Annotated in this window: 17 protein-coding genes; 7 read left to right on the top strand and 10 right to left on the bottom strand. The window is 69.7% G+C overall.

Annotation, left to right across the window (positions count from 1 at the left end):
- Positions 1–292: 292 nt before the first annotated feature.
- The 3 genes from LCL61_RS13355 to LCL61_RS13345 are packed head-to-tail and all read right to left on the bottom strand — an operon-like array spanning position 293 to position 1,229.
- Positions 293–631 (bottom strand): helix-turn-helix domain-containing protein, encoded by a 339-nt coding sequence (locus LCL61_RS13355; protein WP_340688567.1) that lies wholly within the window; start codon positions 629–631, stop codon positions 293–295.
- A 17-nt stretch (positions 632–648) separates the two neighbouring features.
- Complete coding sequence (locus LCL61_RS13350; RefSeq protein WP_340687124.1) at positions 649–1,029, bottom strand: type II toxin-antitoxin system death-on-curing family toxin; 381 nt, start codon at positions 1,027–1,029, stop codon at positions 649–651.
- Entirely contained in the window at positions 1,026–1,229 is a 204-nt protein-coding gene (locus LCL61_RS13345; protein ID WP_016337139.1) for a hypothetical protein, read from the bottom strand. The genes LCL61_RS13350 and LCL61_RS13345 overlap by 4 nt, the downstream gene beginning before the upstream one ends.
- Positions 1,230–1,367: 138 nt before the next feature.
- On the opposite strand from LCL61_RS13345, the gene LCL61_RS13340 reads away from it, so the two are divergent.
- Together LCL61_RS13340 and LCL61_RS13335 are read left to right on the top strand one after the other, a co-directional pair.
- Complete coding sequence (locus LCL61_RS13340) at positions 1,368–1,742, top strand: hypothetical protein (RefSeq protein ID WP_340687123.1); 375 nt, start codon at positions 1,368–1,370, stop codon at positions 1,740–1,742.
- A 91-nt stretch (positions 1,743–1,833) separates the two neighbouring features.
- On the top strand, positions 1,834–3,195 hold the full coding sequence (locus LCL61_RS13335; RefSeq protein ID WP_340687122.1) for a M20/M25/M40 family metallo-hydrolase: 1,362 nt from the start codon (positions 1,834–1,836) through the stop codon (positions 3,193–3,195).
- A gap of 46 nt (positions 3,196–3,241) precedes the next feature.
- On the opposite strand, the gene LCL61_RS13330 is transcribed toward LCL61_RS13335, so the two are convergent.
- The 4 genes from LCL61_RS13330 to LCL61_RS13320 all read right to left on the bottom strand — a co-directional run bounded on the left by LCL61_RS13330 (position 3,242) and on the right by LCL61_RS13320 (position 6,903).
- Complete coding sequence (locus LCL61_RS13330) at positions 3,242–4,303, bottom strand: ankyrin repeat domain-containing protein (protein ID WP_340687121.1); 1,062 nt, start codon at positions 4,301–4,303, stop codon at positions 3,242–3,244.
- 226 nt (positions 4,304–4,529) lie between these two features.
- The gene (locus LCL61_RS42590) at positions 4,530–5,720 is read right to left on the bottom strand and encodes a DUF6357 family protein (RefSeq protein ID WP_425341998.1); all 1,191 of its coding nucleotides are present in this window, start codon (positions 5,718–5,720) and stop codon (positions 4,530–4,532) included.
- Positions 5,717–6,478 carry a DUF6357 family protein gene (locus LCL61_RS42585; protein WP_425341997.1) on the bottom strand — a complete coding sequence of 254 codons (762 nt, stop codon included), beginning with the start codon at positions 6,476–6,478 and terminating at the stop codon, positions 5,717–5,719. Before LCL61_RS42585 ends, LCL61_RS42590 begins: the two co-directional genes overlap by 4 nt.
- A complete protein-coding gene (locus LCL61_RS13320; RefSeq protein ID WP_340687120.1) occupies positions 6,475–6,903 on the bottom strand; it encodes a hypothetical protein in 429 nt (142 codons plus the stop codon). The genes LCL61_RS42585 and LCL61_RS13320 overlap by 4 nt, the downstream gene beginning before the upstream one ends.
- 42 nt (positions 6,904–6,945) lie before the next feature.
- Between LCL61_RS13320 and LCL61_RS13315 the strand changes: the two genes are divergently transcribed.
- Complete coding sequence (locus tag LCL61_RS13315; protein WP_340687119.1) at positions 6,946–7,314, top strand: hypothetical protein; 369 nt, start codon at positions 6,946–6,948, stop codon at positions 7,312–7,314.
- A 261-nt stretch (positions 7,315–7,575) separates the two neighbouring features.
- Here LCL61_RS13315 and ychF read toward each other — a convergent pair whose 3' ends face one another.
- The gene (ychF, locus tag LCL61_RS13310; RefSeq protein ID WP_340687118.1) at positions 7,576–8,658 is read right to left on the bottom strand and encodes a redox-regulated ATPase YchF; all 1,083 of its coding nucleotides are present in this window, start codon (positions 8,656–8,658) and stop codon (positions 7,576–7,578) included.
- Positions 8,659–8,763: 105 nt separating this feature from the next.
- On the opposite strand from ychF, the gene LCL61_RS13305 reads away from it, so the two are divergent.
- The 3 genes from LCL61_RS13305 (at position 8,764) to LCL61_RS13295 (ending at position 12,034) form a co-directional block, all read left to right on the top strand.
- Positions 8,764–10,221, top strand: a complete 1,458-nt coding sequence (locus tag LCL61_RS13305) for a DNA-3-methyladenine glycosylase 2 family protein (protein ID WP_340687117.1) — start codon at positions 8,764–8,766, stop codon at positions 10,219–10,221.
- Entirely contained in the window at positions 10,221–10,721 is a 501-nt protein-coding gene (locus tag LCL61_RS13300; protein ID WP_125674018.1) for a methylated-DNA--[protein]-cysteine S-methyltransferase, read from the top strand. The genes LCL61_RS13305 and LCL61_RS13300 overlap by 1 nt, the downstream gene beginning before the upstream one ends.
- Positions 10,722–10,882: 161 nt before the next feature.
- Entirely contained in the window at positions 10,883–12,034 is a 1,152-nt protein-coding gene (locus LCL61_RS13295) for an IS481 family transposase (protein ID WP_340681357.1), read from the top strand.
- Positions 12,035–12,107: 73 nt separating this feature from the next.
- On the opposite strand, the gene LCL61_RS13290 is transcribed toward LCL61_RS13295, so the two are convergent.
- Together LCL61_RS13290 and LCL61_RS13285 are read right to left on the bottom strand one after the other, a co-directional pair.
- Positions 12,108–15,059 (bottom strand): SMC family ATPase, encoded by a 2,952-nt coding sequence (locus LCL61_RS13290; protein WP_340687116.1) that lies wholly within the window; start codon positions 15,057–15,059, stop codon positions 12,108–12,110.
- A complete protein-coding gene (locus LCL61_RS13285; RefSeq protein ID WP_340687115.1) occupies positions 15,056–16,207 on the bottom strand; it encodes an exonuclease SbcCD subunit D in 1,152 nt (383 codons plus the stop codon). The genes LCL61_RS13290 and LCL61_RS13285 overlap by 4 nt, the downstream gene beginning before the upstream one ends.
- Positions 16,208–16,385: 178 nt before the next feature.
- Here LCL61_RS13285 and rmuC point away from each other — a divergent pair, with 178 nt between their 5' ends.
- A complete protein-coding gene (gene rmuC / locus LCL61_RS13280) occupies positions 16,386–17,300 on the top strand; it encodes a DNA recombination protein RmuC (RefSeq protein ID WP_016337155.1) in 915 nt (304 codons plus the stop codon).
- Positions 17,301–17,494: the final 194 nt, after the last annotated feature.

The following is a 17,494-nucleotide window of genomic DNA, read 5'->3' as shown; positions in this document are numbered from 1 at the left end:
CGATCGTGGTGGGGTTCTCGGCGTTCGGCGCGATGGTGGCGGCCGCTGCCGGAGTGCTCTGGTACACGGCGCGCGATCGGCATCACCAGCACGACCAGTGACCTTGGTCACACCGGCGTCCGGCAGGTAACGCGGAGCCTGATCAACGCGCTGTTCCCGGCGGAACTGTCGCTTCTCTCCCCCGGGGAACCGCCGTGAACAACGCCTCCATCACCGCCGCCCAGCGCGCCTGGGTGACCACGTTCGCCGCCGCCATCACACTGCTGACGATCGTCGTACTGGGCCTGCTCGGCTAACCCGAGTAGGCCTCGCGGGCGGCGACCAGCTCCGGAAGGTGCTTCGCCGCCCATTCACGACATGCCTCCATCGGCTCGAACAACGTCCGGCCGAGCGAGGTGAGCTCGTATTCCACCCGCGGCGGCGTCTCGTCGTACACCGTCCGCGTGATCATGCCGTCGCGCTCCAGCGCCCTCAGGGTCTCCGTGAGGACCTTCGGCGTGACTCCCCTCAAGGGCACCCGCAGTTCGGAGAACCGGCGCGGCCCTTCTTCCAGGCACTGCACGACCAGGCCCGCCCATTTGTCGCCGATCCGGAACGGGGTCAGGTTCGACGGGCAGCCGGGCGCGAACATGTCGGGACTCAGCGGCTTCATCCGTCCGAAGTTACCCTCGCCCACGCCGCCAGCTCGACCGCCGCTTCCCGGTAGGTGCGCGAACCGGTGGACATAGCGATCACCAGGTCGTACGCGTCGTCCTCCGGTGCGTCGAGGTCGTACCCGTTGAGGCCGTAGAAGACGAACGTCGCCATCCAGGACAGGCGTTTGTTGCCGTCGACGAGCGGATGGTTGCGCACGACCGACTCCAGCAGCACCGCCGCCTTCTCGTGCAGCGTCGGATAGGCGTCCTGCCCCATCAACGAGGACTGGGGCCGGTGCGCGGCGGAGTCGAGCAGCCCGAGATCGCGGATCTTGGGCACCCGGAGGTCCTCCGCGAGCGCCAGGAGGTCTTCGACGGTGAGGTACTCGATCACTGGGCGAGACGGTCGAGCAAGGCGGCGTAGCGCTCCCGGCCGTCCTTCGACAGCGCCCGGACCCGATCGTCGCGGACGCGGCGCGCGGCGGCCTCGGTGATGGCGCGGACCGTGGCTTCGTGCTTGCTCACGCCGTCGGCCTCCGCCAGCAGGGCGAGAGCGCGCTCCTGCTCGTCGTTCAACCTCAGGGTCATGGCCATGTCGTTGATGATACCACTCTGGTGGCAGAAGTCCCCTACGCCAACCTGCGTAGCCGCGAATGCCGCTTCCGGGCCGACGCCCTCCGCCGCCGCGAGCGGAACCCTTCAGAGGTCATCAGACCAGTGAGGAGTTCCACCATGAACCGTTCCACCGCCGCCGTCGCCAACGCCTTCTTCCTCTTCGTCGGCGTCGCGGGCCTGATCATCCAGATCGCTTCGGGCGTCCCCGGTTTCCCCGACATCCCGCCCGGCCCGTTCATCCTCGGCGTGACCGGGATCCTCGTGCTGACCCTGGCCGCCCAGTACCGGTGGATCCTCTTCCTCGGCGTCGCCGCGCCGGTGTTCATCCTCGTCGGCGCCCTGCTCGAAGGTTCGTTCTGGGGACGGCTCGCCGACATCGGCGACTTCGAGCCCTTCCTCGGGACCGTGCTGCTGATCGGCGGGGTGCTCGCCGCGGCGATCACCGGCGCCGTCGCCGTCTCGCACGCCTACCGCCGGGTCGCCGTGCAGTGAACCGGAAAAAGGGGACGATCGGAGGTTGCCCTGGCGGCCCCGTGACTCTTAGCTACTCGAACGAGTTTCTCCGAGAAGTGAGGGGTGTTCCATGGCAGGTCTGCGCAGACGTGAGGTGCTCGCGGGCGCGGTGGCACTGGCGGGCGCGGCGACGATCGGGCTGAACCCCGGCACCGCCGCCGCGGCCACGCAGCAACGTCCGGGCGCGCAGTTCCCGCCGTCGCTGGAATTCGGCGACTACCCGGTGGTCGCGCGAGTGCGGTCGCGGCGGGCGCTGGAGCACCTGCGGGTGCTCAGCGACAAGATCGGTCCCCGGATCGCCGGCACCGAAGGCGAACTGCGAGCCAAGGACTACATCGCGAAGGTGCTTCGGGACCTGCGCTACCAGGTCACGCTGCAGCCGTTCCCGATCGCCGACAAGTTCCTGGGCAGCCTGTCGATCGGGCGCGACAGCTGGCAGACCGGCTCGTCGCCGCAGGGCGCCCAGGACGTCACGCGCGAGGCCGTCGTCGTCGACGCCGGTGACGGCAGCACGCTGCCCGACGATCTGACCGGCAAGATCGTGCTGATCGCCGCCGTGGCCAACAAGGCCGACGCGTACCTGATGGCCGCGCAGCGCGGAGCGGACGCCGTGCTGCTCGGCCGGATCGGCGCCGACCCGGCACGGAAGCTGTCCGCGTTCTCCCCGACGCTCGCCACCCCGGTCACCATTCCGGTGCTCGGCCTGGCCCAGGTCCAGGTGGAGCGCCTGCGCGAACGGCTCGCCAAGGGCTCGGTCACGCTGAAGGCGACGGCCACCCACCACAAGAACCTGACGTCGTACAACGTCATCGCCGAGCGGCCGGCCACGTTCCCCGGCAAGGACGACGGCGTGGTCATGGTGACCGCGCACTACGACAGCGTCCCCGGCTCCCCCGGCGCCAACGACGACGGCAGCGGCACCGTGCTCTGCCTGGAACTGGCACGTGTCCTGCGGTACCTGCCGACGAACAAGACGCTGCGGTTCGCGCTGTGGGGCTCGGAGGAATACGGGCTGATCGGTTCGCGGCACTACGTCAAGAACCTGTCCGACCCGGAAGCCAAGCGGATCGCGGGCTGTTTCCAGAACGACATGGTCGCCACCAGCTGGGACCCGGCGATCACCTACTGGCTGCTTTCGGTCGACGGCGCCGACAACGCCACGACCGCCGCCGTCAACGCCGCCGCGAAGCGACTCGGCTACGACCCTCAGGTCAAGGGCCCGGTGGCGCGCGGTTCGAGCGACCACGTGCCGTTCTTCGAGCGCGGGATCGCTTCGGGCAACTTCAGCTGGCGCGGCGAATCCGGCCCGGCGCTGCTGGAGCCGACCTATCACACGCCGGAAGACACCATCAAGGACAACGTTTCCCTTGAGCGGCTTCAGGTTTCGCTGGAGCTGATCGGCTCGGCGGCGTACAGCCTGCTGCGGAAGTGAGCCGGGCCGGGTGTCCTCGATGCTCATCGAGGACACCCGGCGATCCTCAGCGTGTGTAGTCCACCGTTCCCAAGGCGATCGGGGCCGGGTTCTTCGCGACCCAGGCGACGGCGAGTTCGCTCAAGCGATCGAGGTGGCCGTCCGCGCCGCGGCCCGACCTGACCTGCTTGGCGATCTCCTTGGCCTCACGGAGTTCCTCGTCGCCCAGAGGCTCGCCCAGCGTCAGGAAACCCGGGAACGCGTCGGCCATCGCACGATAATCGCGATCCCAGTTCGCCCCGCCGTTCCGGAACATCTCGCCGGAGATCCGGCCGGTGACGCGGACGACCTCGCACTGCACTGTCGCGCCCGCACCCTTCGACGGCACGAGAAGCTCCCAAAGCGCTTTGTGCCGCTCCTGCCAGGTTCCGTCGGGCACGGCGATCGGCGACACCCCGTCGTGCTTCGACCGCCGGGCGACCGGCTCGACCCCGAAGATCCGGTACAGCTCACTGAGCGCGGCGTCGGTCTCTCCGAGGATGTCGCGGTTGAAGGTCTCGCGGTGGAACTCGAAACCACTACCGATCCGCTCGACCTTCCGGCGCATCTCGGGCGTGATGCTCGCTCCCCGGTCAAGCAGCATTTTCGCGATCTCGGCAGACTCGCGGAGATAGGCGTTTTCCGTACTGATCAGGCATCGCATCAGCAACGGGTCACCGCGCCTGTCGAGAATCCCGGTCGATGCCCCGTACTCGATCAGCACTCGCGCGGACTCGGTCCTCAGCCTCTCCACCGCCGCCTGAAGCGGCGTTTTCCCGGCGGTGTCGGCCGCATCGATGTCCGCGCCGAGCGAGAGCAGCAAAGGAATCTGCTTCGGGACACCGCGGGAAGCCCGCGCGTGAAGCGGGGTCCTGCCGTAGCTGTCCGGGGTGTCGACGGCGAGCCCCTGCCCGGTCAGCCAGACGATGAGCTCGTCCGGGCACTCCGGGAAACCGAGGGCGGTCCCTTTGGCATAGCCGCCGCGCGCGTCGATCTCGCATTTGCCGAAGACGGCTTTGAGGTCGTCCACCGACGCCGAGGTCAGCATCTCCTGGAAGTCCTTGGGCAGGGTCTTCCGCTTTCGTGCCATCGTGCTCGTCCCCTCAGTCGAACTTCGGGCGCAGCTGTTCGCGCATTTCCCGGAAGTTCTGCCTCGATGCTGGACCACTTGCAGGCCACGGGTGTGACACCTTCGGGTGAGTACGCGTACCCGTGCGCACTGCGAAACCCGTCACCGAACTCCAGGATCATCGCCAGCGATTCCCAGCCGTCCACCGGTCCCACGGCGTCGACCAACGACGTGATGAGTTCGGCGGTCACGACCAGCGCTCGAGTTCGGCGTCGATGCGCGGATCCGTGCGGACCCACACCTCACCGTCGGCGGCTCCCGGCGGGGCGTCCACGCGCTCGAGCCCGAGCCCCCGGACCAGCGTCAGGAGCTCGTCCCGAGCCTCGCCCGCGTCCTCGACCGTGTTGCCGTCGAAGAGGACGTAGTGCACATCCCAGCGATCGTTGTACCCGGAGTCGGCCCAGATCTCGCAGAAACGATCCACCGTCTCCCGGTCGAACGGCGCGGCCTCCTCATGACCACCGGCGGCGAACCCCTTCTCGATTTCCTCCGCGCTCCACCACGCCACTTCCTCCGAAACCGCGGCGGGGGTGAAGTCCTCCAGCGAGAGGAGGCCCTCCAGCAGCCAGCCGACCCCGGTGTCCCGGACGTCCAGCTGCGTCTCCTGCAACCGGGACACCAGTCCGTCCGCCATGGCGCAGGGTCCCGAGAAGGTGAAGACGCCGCTGGCGGCCACCACGGTGCCACCGTCCGGATGCGAGACGTTGAGCGTCGTGTCCGACTCCGGCACGTTCTTCACCATGGCGAGGAGGTCCGCCGGGACACCGTCGTACAGGGCCGCCTGCGCCTGCGGGTCTTCGGAGAAGTTGAGCGCGCTGGTGTGGTCGAACGTCACCACCAGGCCGCGTCCGCCGGCGGTGAACCACGCGTTGGCCGTGTCGCCCCCGCCGTTGCCGAAGCCGAAGTGCGTGACGCCGTCGACCGTCGCCGGCTCGTGTCCGTCGATGACGGTCAGAATCTCCAGCCGACGGCGCAGCACGCGCGGATGGGTCCGTCGCAACACGGACCCGTCGAACTCGAAGCGGAGCCTCGCCCGGTTGAGGGCGGCGACGTCCGGCCACCACGGGCCGCTGCGGTCGAGCGCGGCCGTACCGCCGCGGACGAAGTTGGCCACCTGGCTCCGGTAATCGCCGCCGTTGGTGACGAGGCGGTACTCGACCCGCGAGTTCTCCGCTCCCTTGATCCGGCAGATGGTGCCGACGTCGAACATGAGCAGCAGCGCTTCTTCGTTCTCTTCGTCCTCGATGCAGAACGTCGCGTTGTCGTCGGCACGGTGCCGGTCGACGAACTCCCGGAACGCGTCGGAGGCGGATCGCGCACCGCCCGGAACCCACTTCTGCTCGTTTTCCTTGTCGTCACTGAAGGTCAGTGGCCTCATCGTCGTCCTTCCGAACACATCAGAAAACTCACCGTGCGCACCGCGTCGTCGACGAGGTCGGGGTAGGCGCGGCGAACCGCGTGCTCGACAGCCTCCTCGATTCGCCGCCACGCACGCTTTCGCCGGACGAAGGGGAGCCGGGCCTCTTCCGCCGTGGCGATCACCCGCAGGACCTCGGGCAGCAGGGCGGGATCGACGGCATCGGGATGCCGGGCCGGGACCTTCCCGCCATGCAGGTAGCGGCCTGTGTACCTGAGGAGCGCCTCGTCGAGCGGGGCGAGCCGGACGCCGCGCCGGGCGCGCTCGCGGTTCGCGTCGTAGTGCTGGACGAGCGACCAATCGGACAACACGCTCGCCGAGCGCAACGCGTCGAAGAGCTGCTCTCGTTCGAGCAGCTCGACGTCCGCGCCCTGAGCGACGAGCCGGCGTTTGTCCCAGCGCATGTCCCGGAACAACGACTCGACGTCGGCGGGCGCGCCGAAGAGGATCGGGTCCAGCAACGCGACCGCCGCGCGTTCGTCGAGCGGGCCCCGGATCCCGGCCGCCTCGCACAGCGGCAGGATCGCGCTCCACAGCAGCAGGTGCCGGGTCAGGTCGTCGCGGATCACCTCGAGGTGGGCCTCCGAAACGGGGAAGGCGAACCTGCGGGGGTCGTGGTTGGCGTCGGCTCCGGCGCCGAGTTCGAGCCTGAGCTCACCACCCTCGCGAATCACGCGGGGGATCCAGCCGTTCTCGCGGGAGAAGAGGACTTCGGTCATGACGCCCAGCCGCGGGCGACCTGGCCCAGGACGTCGACGATGCCGTGGGACACGACCTCCAGCTGACCGTGGCTGCCGATGATCGGCCGCGGGTAGGGAGGATCCGGATCGGGCTCGCCCCGGGAGCGGCGGATGGCCAGCGCCAGCGCGTGCAGCATCTCGGGCTCACCCTGCCGCTCGCCGTCCGCGAGCACCGCCAGGCGGCACTCCTGGGAGTTGACTCCCCGCCCGAGCTGTACCGCCAGGCTGGCCACGACGGCGAGAGCGGCGAACGCGCCGCTCTCGGTGAGCAGGGAGTCTTCCCTGTAGGTACCCGTCGCCTCGGCCGCCCAGTCGCGCTTGGCGTCGCACCAGCGGTACCAGTTCTGCGCGAAGTCCGTGCGCGCCAGTGCATGGGCGAGCGGTGAGAGGGCGGGGCTCGTCATGCGGTTCATCCTCGGTCCGTGGCGGCGTGCTCGAATGGCCGCATGAAGAAGACGAAACGCGGGCCCCTGCGGTTCCTCGTGATCGCACGCACGGCACCCGGGCGTCACCCACACCCCATGGAGGTGGCCGTGCACCCGGCCGGCGCCGCTTCACGCGTTTCGATCTCGATGGGACCGCATCCCGTGAACGCGGGTGGGCAAGTCGCGCTCTCCGCGGTGCTCGACGAGTCGCGGACCGGGCTCAGTCCGCTCTGGGAGAAGGATTTCGACGCCGCCGAGCTGCACTGGGCGGTTCCGTACCTCGTCCGTCTTCAGACCGGTGAGGACGTGACGGAGGAAATCGTGGCGGCCTACACGGAGCGGCATGGCAAGGCACCCGCGACGATGTTCCAGGACCACTACGGCGTGTGATCAGACGGTGAAGCGGAACCCTGCGGGCTCATCGGCGGCAGGGACGGCCCTGATCTTTCTCAGCGATTGAGCTTCAAAACGATCGAACCACTGCCGAGTATGAAGGAGCGAGTAGTTGCGTTTGAGCGGATTCGAGCCGACCTCGCGACACCGGTCCGCAGGTTCGGCCGAGCCACACTGTCCGGTGTTCGGTCACTACCGAACACCGAACAGTCATCCTAGGCAGCGAACCGCGGGCCGCGAGTTGCGCCCGATTCGTCGCTAGACGTTGAAGCGGAACTCCACGACGTCCCCGTCGGCCATGACGTAGTCCTTGCCCTCCATGCGCACCTTGCCCGCCGACCGGGCGGCGGCCATGGAGCCGTGCTCGATCAGATCGGCGAAGGACACGACCTCGGCCTTGATGAAGCCGCGCTCGAAGTCGGTGTGGATGACGCCCGCGGCCTGCGGGGCGGTCGCGCCCTGCGGGATCGTCCAGGCGCGTGACTCCTTGGGCCCCGCGGTCAGGTACGTCTGCAGGCCGAGGGTGTGGAAGCCGGCGCGCGCGAGGGAGTAGAGGCCCGGCTCGTGCTGGCCGACGGACTCCAGCAGCTCGCGCACGGACTCCTCGTCGTCCAGTTCGAGCAGTTCGGCTTCGACCTTGGCGTCGAGGAACACCGCGTCGGCCGGGGCGACCAGCTTGGCCAGCTCCTCGCGGCGCGACTCGTCGGTGAGGATGCCTTCGTCGGCGTTGAAGACGTAGAGGAACGGCTTCGTGGTGAGCAGGCTCAGCTCGCGCAGGGCCTCGAAGTCGACCTCCTTCTGCGCCTGGAAGAGGGTCCGCCCGGCGTCGAGGATCTCCTTCGCCTTCTGGGCGTTGTCGAGCGCGGGCTTGTTCTCCTTCTTCGTCCGCGCTTCCTTCTCCAGCCGCGGCAGCGCCTTCTCCAGGGTCTGCAGGTCGGCGAGGATCAGCTCGGTGTTGATCGTCTCGATGTCGCTGCCGGGGTCGATGCGGCCGTCGACGTGGATCACGTCCGGGTCGTCGAACACGCGAATGACCTGGCAGATCGCGTTGGCCTCGCGGATGTTCGCGAGGAACTTGTTGCCGAGGCCTGCGCCCTCGGAGGCACCCTTCACGATCCCCGCGATGTCCACAAAGGACACGACGGCGGGCACGGTCCGCTCGGAGCCGAAGACCTCGGCGAGCTGGTCCAGCCGCGGATCCGGCAGCGGGACGACGCCGACGTTGGGCTCGATCGTGGCGAACGGGTAGTTCGCCGCGAGCACGTCGTTGCGGGTCAGCGCGTTGAACAGGGTGGACTTGCCGACGTTGGGCAGGCCGACGATGCCGAGGGTGAGACTCACGGGCCAGAAGTCTACGTGCCGCCCGCCGCCCCATCCGCCGAGGCCTTGATCGCCGTGTCGGATTTCCGCCAGCCACGCCCCCGACCTGGTGGCACGATCGATGTCATGACCGAGCAGACCCTGGCCGAACGGGCCGTCTGGCGCGACGCCGAACGGTGTTACCGCGCCGTCGCCGCCCGTGATTCCCGGTTCGACGGCCAGTTCATCATGGCCGTCTCCACCACCGGGATCTACTGCCGCCCGTCCTGCCCCGCGTCGACGCCGAAACAGCAGAACGTCCGCTTCTACCCGACGTCGGCGGCCGCGCAGGCGAACGGCTTCCGCGCCTGCCGCCGCTGCCTGCCCGACGCCGTCCCCGGCTCACCCGATTGGGATATCCGGGCCGATCTCGCCGCGCGGGCGATGCGGCTCATCTCGGACGGGACCGTCGAACGCGACGGCGTCCCGGGGCTCGCGCGGCGGCTCGGCTATTCCGAACGGCAGCTCGGCCGCGTCCTCACCGCGGAACTCGGCGCCGGACCGCTGGCGCTGGCCAGGGCCCACCGGGCGCACTCGGCGCGGCTGCTGATCGAGATGTCCGGGCTCCCGCTGACCGACGTCGCGTTCGCCGCGGGCTTCTCCAGCGTCCGCCAGTTCAACGAGACGATCCGGGAGGTCTTCGCGACGACGCCTTCGCAGCTTCGCGCCGCGAGCCTGCGCCGTCGCAAGGCCGAGGAGTTGCCGACTGGGACCCGGTTGAGCCTGCGGCTGCCGTTCCGCAAGCCGTTCGACGCGGCCGGCGTGCTGGAGTTCCTGGCCGGGCAGGCCGTCCCCGGCGTCGAGCACGTGACGCGCGACGATTCCGGAGTGACCGGCTACGGGCGCACGCTGCGGCTCGCGCACGGCCCCGGCGTCGTATGGCTGACGGCGAAGGACGACCACGTTCGCTGCGACCTGCGGCTCTCCGACCTGCGCGACCTGAGCAGCGCGGTGGCCAGGGTGCGGCGGCTGCTCGACCTCGACGCCGATCCCGAGGCGGTCGCGCGGGTCCTCGGGGCCGACCCCGCCCTCGCGCCGCTGGTCGAGGCGATCCCCGGCATCCGGGTACCCGGCACCGTCGACGGCGACGAGTTCGTGCTGCGCGCGATGCTGTCCCCCGCTGAGGCGGCGTCGCTCGCCGACGCTCTCGGTGAACGCCTGCCCAGCTGCGACGAGTCGCTGGAAGGGCTGACCACGCTGTTCCCGACGGCGGCCCAGGTCGCCGAACACGGCCCGGAACGAGTGGCCGCGGTGGCCCGCGCGCTCGCGGACGGGGTGGCGGTCCACGTCGGCCGCGATCCCGGGGAGCTGCGGGCGGAACTGCTGGACGTCCCGGGAATCGGGCCGGGGACCGCGGACTACGTCCTGATGCGCGTGCTGGGCGCGCCGGACGTCCTGCTGACCGGTGACCCGGTGCTGCGCCGTGGAGCGGCGGCGCTGGGCATCACCGACGACGAAACGACGCTGGCCGAACGCGGACGGGCCTGGCAGCCCTGGTCCTCGTACGCCGGCATGTACTTGTGGCGCGCCGAAAAGGGAGAATGATGAGCATCGCGTACTGGTCCACAATGGACACCAAGATCGGCCCGTTCACCGCCGTGGTGGCGGGCGACGGGGCCGTGCTCGCCTCGGGCTGGACCGGCGACGTCGGCGAGCTGACGCCGCTGATCTCGCCGTCGCTGGCCCCTGGCGAAGTGAAGCAGCGACGGGACCTCGGCCCGGTGAGTACCGCGATCCGCCGCTACCACGACGGCGACCTGGACGCGGTCGCCGATGTCGAGGTGCGGCAGCGATCCGGCGCTTTCCGGGAGCACGCTTGGGAAATCCTGCGGAAGGTGCCTGCGGGCGAGCCGGTGAGCTACGCGGAGTACGCGGCGCTGGCGGGGAATCCGGCGGCGGTGCGGGCGGCCGCGTCGGCGTGCGCGAAGAACGCGGCGGCGCTGTTCGTGCCGTGCCACCGGGTGGTGCGGACCGGCGGCGGCGTGGGGAACTTCCGGTGGGGTGTCCCGGCGAAGCAGTGGCTGCTGACGCACGAAGCGGCCTGATCCGCCTCGTGAGTGGTAAGGACGGTTAGAACCGTCTGTCTGAGTTCAGGACATGTCGGACAGTTGATGTTTCAGGACCTCACGGACACTGACCGGCTTGTCGGCGTGGTGACCAGGGCTTGTGTGGTGATCATGCGGCGATGGGCAGAGCAGGTTTTCCGATGGATCCTGAGTTCGTCGCCGCGATCGTCAGGTCGGCTGCGGGCGAGAAGATCAACGTGGCGCGGTTCTGTCGCGAGCACGGGGTTTCCCGTGACACCTTCTATCGGTATGTGGCTCGGTTCCGGAGCGAGGGGACCGTCGGGTTCGCCTGCCGCAGCACCGCTCCGCTGAGCCATCCGTCCGCGCTGGGTGAGGAGGTGGCCGAGGCGGTGCTGCGGGCCCGTAAAGAGCTCGAGGAGGAAGGCCTGGACAACGGGCCGATCTCGATTCGCTGGCGTCTGGAGGACGCCGGGATGCTCCCGCCGCCCTCGCAGTCGTCGATCTACCGGATCCTGCGTGATCGCGGCCAGATCGAACCCGAGCCACGCAAGAAGCCCCGCACGCGGCGCCGGTTCCAGTACCCGGACCCGAACGGCTGCTGGCAGATCGATGGGACGGAGCACTACCTGGCCGACGGCACCAAGGTCTGCATCATCCAGATCCTGGATGACCATTCCCGCCTCGATGTCGGCTCCTATGCCGCGGTCAGCGAGAACGGTGCTGACACCTGGACCGCAGTGCAACTGGCCATCGCCTGCTACGGGGCGCCGGTGAAACTGTTGTCCGACAACGGGCTGGCTTTCTCCGGCAAACACCGCGGCTGGATGGCCGATCTGGAACGTCACCTCGCCGAACACGGCGTCACCACGATCGCCTCGTCGGTCTATCACCCGCAAACCTGCGGCAAGAACGAACGCGTCCATCAGACTCTGCAGAAATGGCTCGCCGCCCGGCCCCCGGCCGAGAATCTTGCCGCCCTGCAACAGCTGCTCGACGACTACCGCACAATCTACAACAACCGAAGACACCAGAGCCTCGACGGCCAGACCCCGCAGCAACGCTACGACGCCAGTCCCAAAGCCACTCCACCCGAAGGCTCCACAGCTCCCAGCGGAACCACCCAACGCCCCGTCTCCAGCACCGGGGTCATCGCCTTCTCCGGCTGCTCCATCGTGCTAGGCCGACACTGGGCCGGCCAGAGCGCCACCGTGTTCTGGCAGGGCGACCGCGTCGTCATCATGATCGGCGACACACTCGCCCGCCAGCTCACCCTCAACAGAGCAATACGCTACCAACCACTGACCAACCCAAAACTGTCCGACAAGTACTGAAACACATCTGTCCGTGAGGTCCTGAAACAGGACAGACGGTTAGAACCGTCCTTACCACTCACGAGACCTGGGGTCAGGCGGCGTGGATCTCCACCGAAGAGCCCGTACGCGACTTCCGGATCCGCAGCCTCGTCGGGATCCGCTGCCGCAGTTCCTCCACGTGCGAGACCAGCCCGACCACGCGACCGCCGGCGCGAAGCTCGTCGAGGATGTTCATGACGATGTCGAGCGTCTCGGCGTCCAACGTGCCGAAGCCCTCATCAATGAACAACGTGTCCAGCAGCGCTCCGCCGGTTTCGGCCGCGACGACGTCCGCGAGCCCCAGGGCCAGCGAGAGTGACGCGAGGAAGGACTCACCACCGGAGAGCGTCTTCGCGGGCCGGATGGTGCCTGAGTAGTCGTCGAGCACGTCGAGGCCGAGCCCGCCGCGGGTGCCCCGCGCCCCGGCCGCGTCGGAATGCACAAAGGAGTAGCGGCCCTGGCTCATCGTCCGCAGGCGAGCCGTCGCCGCGACCGCGACCTCTTCAAGCCGCGCGGCGAGAACATACGAGCGCAGTGACATCTTCCGCGCGTTCTGCCCGCGACCGTTGACCACTTCGGCCAGCGCCTTCAATTCGAGATATCCCTCTTCGACCGGCGCCAGCTCCGTCATCAAGGACGTCATCCGCTCGGCCAGCGCGGTCAGGTCCGTGTGCCGCGTCTTCGCCGTCCGCAGCGCCGCGAACGCCTGCTCGGCTTCGGCTCGTGTCTCCTGCGCCGCGTCCGCCGAAGCGCCGACGTCGATCTCGTCCTCCGGCGAGATGCCGAACAACTCGGGCTGCGCGAGTTCCGCTTTGGCGGCCCGCTCCATCACCTTCGCGTCGGCGAGGCTGGCTTCCAGTTTCGTGATCTGCTCGTCCGGACGCGCCGCCGCGCGCATCTCTTCGAGGTCTGCGAAACCCTTGGCCCGCAACGCTTCCTTGACCAGTTTCGCTTGCTCGTCACGGCGCTCGCGGGCACCCGCGACGGTCAGCCGCGCTTCGGCCAACGCGTCGAGGCGGGTCGCGAAGCCGAGCAGATGACGCCGCCGGGTGGCGACGTCGGCGAACTCACCGCGCGCGGCCTCCAACCGGCGTTCGCGCTCGGCCAGCCGCTCGGTCAGCCCGCGCACCTCGGTCGCGACCTCGACCGCGCGGCGTTCGGCCGCCCCGCGCTGTTCGGTCAGCTGCTCGATCTTCCGTTCCAGTCCGAGGAGCCGCGTCTCGAGAGCGGGCTTTCGGCGAGCCGTCTCCGACAGCGTCGCGACCAGGTCGCGCGCTTCGGCGAGCCCGGCCCGCAATGTCTCCTCGGTGTGCTCGCCCAGCCGCTCGATCAGGACGGTCAGGCGGTTTTCGGCTTCCTGCAACGCGGCTTTCGCCTTCTCGCGCCGCGCGTGCGCCTGCTGCTCCGCGGCTTCGGCGCGGCGCTCGTCCTCGGGGTCGACCAAGCCGCCGGTGTGCGTCGCCGGCGACGGATGCTCCGTCGCGCCGCAGACCGGGCAGTCTTCGCCCCGGTGAAGACCGGCGGCGAGTTCTGCCGCCATTCCTTCGAGACGCCGTTCCCGCAGATCCAGCCTGTGCTGACGGGCCTGCTGATGGCCGTCCACGGCCTCGCCGACCGCCGCACGTGCCCGCTCGACGGCCTGTCGTGTCCTGGGCACCTCTTCGGCGTCACGAACCAGCGCGGTCAGCTCGTCGACACGAGCCCGGGCGCCGTCGAGCTTCGCTTCGGCTTCGGCGGCAGCGGCCGCTTCGGCCCGCAAAGCCGCGACCTTCTCCGGCGCCGCGCCGAGCTCGGCGGCGAAGTCCTCGGCCTGCTTCTTCGCCTTCTCAGCGGCGGCGTGCAGCTGATCGCGGCTGACCAGATCCCGTTGCTGCTGCTCGCTTTCCGCCACGAGTTCGGCGAGCGCGCCCGCTTCTTCCCGCAACCCGCCGGCGCGAGCGCGAAGCTCGGCTGCCGAACTCTCCGCCGCGTCCGGCACTTCCCGAGCCCGGAGCGCCTCGGCGGCTTCGGCCTCCGCGAGCTGATCCAGCCTGCGCTCGAGGAGATCCGCCTCCGCGACGACACCCGCCGCACGATGCGCCGCCTCGACCTCTTCCGCCCACTCCGCCCGCTGGTCCGCCTGCTCGGCGATCGCCGACAACCGCGTGTACGCGGTGCGCACCCGGCGGATCCGTTCGGCGGTGGACCGGTTCTCCTGCCAGACCGCTTCAGCCTTCTTGGCCGCCGTCCGAGCCTTCGTGTCGCGTTCCTGGGCCTCGGCGACGCGCCGTGCCGACTCGGCGAGTACCTCCCCGACCCATTCGGCCTGCCCTTCCTCGGGCGCTTCCTGCCCCGCGACCTGCGCGAATCGCGCGACCCACTCCCGAAGCGTCTGCTGCCGCGTCTGCAACTCGCGGCCGCGTTCGGCACGCAGATTCGCGAACCAGTTCTCGACGTCGGAGAAGCGCTCGGTGCCGAACAGCCGCTCCAGCAGCTCCTCGCGTTCGGCCGTGTTCGCGCGCAGGAACCGCGCGAATTCGCCCTGCGGCAGCAAGACCACCTGGAAGAACTGCTCGTGCGTCATGCCGACGAGCCGCTCGACCGTGCGCGCGACCTCGTCGATCCGCGTGATGCCCTCGGCCACGTGTCCGGCGGGTACGGTGCCGACCCAGCTCAGCACCGCCTTCGCCTGCTGGACGGTCATCCCTTCGCCTCGGCGCTTCGGCCGCTGGTACTCGGGGTTGCGCGCGATCCGCATCCGCTGCCCCTGCACGGTCAGTTCCAGGACGACCTCGGTGACCTGGTCGGGCTCGGCGAGGTCGCAGCGCAGCCGCTTGACCTCGCCCCGCGCGCCCGGGACGGTGCCGAACAACGCGAACGCGATCGCGTCGAGCAGGGTCGTCTTCCCCGCTCCGGTGTCACCGTGCAGCAGGAACAACCCGTCGGCGCCGAGCACGTCGAAGTCCACCACCTCGCGGCCCGCGTACGGACCGAAAGCGGCGACCTCCAACCGGTGCAACCTCATACTTCGCGCTCCCTGCCCGCCGCGCCCAGCGCCGCCAGCACCAGCCGTTCCTCGCTCTCCGACGGCGCGGATCCGCGGCAGTCCTCCAGGAAACTGCGGGTGATCTCGACGTCGGATCGCCCGCGGACGGCTTCGGCGTACTTCAGCGCGGCACCGTCGTGCCCGCCTTCCGGCTGCCAGTCCATGTGCACCGCGTAGGGAAACCGCTCACGCAGCTTGCGCATGGCGTCGATCGGGCGGACCCGGTCGGTGACCGTGAAGGAGAGGAAGTGTTCGGTGAGGCCGTCGTGCTCCGGATCGGAAAGGAGATCCGCCAGCTCGCCCCGCAGCATCGCGAGGTGGCGCGGCACCGGTAGTTCGTGGCGCCGGACCTCGGCGAGCCCCTCGGCGCCGAGTTCCACCAGCCAGACCGATTTCCGCTGGCGCGTCTCGGAAAACGAGTACGCCAGCGGGCTGCCCGAATAACGCAGGTGCTCGGCGAGGGTCTGCGGGCCGTGGAGGTGGCCGAGTGCGACGTAGTCGACGCCGTCGAACACCGAACCCGGCACCTGCTCGACGCCGCCGACCGCGATGGTCCGCTCGGATTCGGTCGGTTCGCCGCCGGTGACGAAGGCGTGCGCGAGCACCACCGACCGCGTTCCGGGCGGCCGCCCGGCGAGATCCGCGCGGACCCGCCGCATCGCCTCGGTGAGGACGCCGGTGTGGCCGCGGGCCTCGGGTACGCCAAGGGCGTGACGCGCGGGCTCCGGTTCGAGATACGGGATCCCGTAGAGCGCGACCTCGCCGTGCTCGTCGGACAGCAGCACCGGCTCGGCGAGCCCGTCGATCGTGGCGCGCAGGTGCAGCCCGCCCGCCGCGGCGAACTCGGCGAACGCGCCCAGCCGCGGCGCGGAGTCGTGGTTGCCCGGTGTCATCACCAGTGCCGCGCCGGCCTGACGGATCCTGCCCAGCGCGGTCGTGGCCACGCGGACGGCCTCCGCCGAGGGCACCGCGCGGTCGTAGATGTCGCCGGACACGAGCACGACGTCGACCGACTCGGCGGCCACGAGATCGGCGAGATGGCCGAGCACGGTTTCCTGCTCGGCGAGCAGATCGGCGCCGTGGAAGGTACGGCCGATATGCCAGTCGGACGTGTGCAGGAGCTTCACGCAGCCCAAGGTAGGGCCGCGCACCGGCCGGAGAGGGGAGGCGCGCCCTTGACGGCACCGCGCTTTCCGACACGCCGGGGACGGCGCAGGTCAGATACGGAGCGCGACCGCGCCGTTCCGTTCTTGTCGGTGGGTTCCGCCATGATGTCCCCGACTCGGATCCGGAGGGGAGGTACCGGTGGCGACGGTGATCACCACCGCGGCCGTCGTACTCGCGTTGCTGCTGCTCGCGGCCGTCGCGCTGTTGTGGCGGCTGTACAACGACGGCATGCGGAGGGCGGACGCGGCGGCGAAACAGGTCGCGGCCGAGCGGGCGAAGGCCGATCAGCAGCAGCTCGCGCTGCGCCGGTACGAGGTCGCGTTCGCCTCGATCAGCGGCCGGGGCGAGCTGGGCGAGCAGGTCCTCCTGGAGACCGCACGAGCGCTCGGGCTCCGCGAGGAGCTGCACTTCACGCTGCAAACGGACCTGGCGGGCGGCGGCGCCGCGAAACCGGACATGGTGCTGCGGGTCGGCGGCGGCCGGACCGTGCCGGTGGACGCGAAGGCGAGCATGGCCTGCTGGGCCGAGGCCGTCGAGACCGACGACCCCGAAGAACGGCTGGACGCGCTGCGCGTCCACGTCCGGCAGCTCCGGTCGCGGGCGGCCGAGCTGGCGGGCAAGGGCTACCAGCGCTGGGCCGACGCGATCTACGGGACGATCATGTTCGTCCCGTCCGACGCGGCCGTGGTCGCCGCGCTGGACACCGACCCGGAACTGCTGCGCTGGATGCTGGACCGGCGGGTCTTCCTCTGCGGGCCGACGGGGTTCGCCGTACTGGCGTCCGCCGCGCTGTTCGCCGCGACCGAACGGGCGCTGGTCGAGGACGTCGAGCAGGTCCGGGCGGGCGCCGCGGCCGCGCACCGGGCAGCGGGCAACGCGGTCGACGCGCTGAACCTGTCGAGCACCCACCTGCAGCGCTTCATCTCGGCCCGGCGGCGGGAGCTGGAGGCGCTCGAGAGCTTCCGGAGCACGGTCTCGCCGCTGACCGACGCCGCGGGCAGCCCGGCGCCGGTCCCGCTGATCAGGAAGGCGGACGAACTCCCGGCCTCGTGAAGGCCTCCTTGCCTACCCTGAAGGTAGTGAAGGGGCCCTTCACGACGATGCCGTCGCTGTTCAAGGCGTGTCGCGAAGCCACTTGGCGCGGCCCGGCAGAGCACGGTGGCTGAGGGTAAGTCAGCCCCAAGAAGCCCACTGTGTGGATTTCGGTGCGGTGGCTGACCAGAATCCCGCGTGACGCGAGAGAGATG

The sequence above is a fragment of the Amycolatopsis coloradensis genome (genome assembly GCF_037997115.1).
GTDB lineage: Bacteria > Actinomycetota > Actinomycetes > Mycobacteriales > Pseudonocardiaceae > Amycolatopsis > Amycolatopsis coloradensis_A.
Note: the sequence above shows the minus strand (reverse complement) of the source record. Positions and strands in the feature narration are given on the sequence as shown.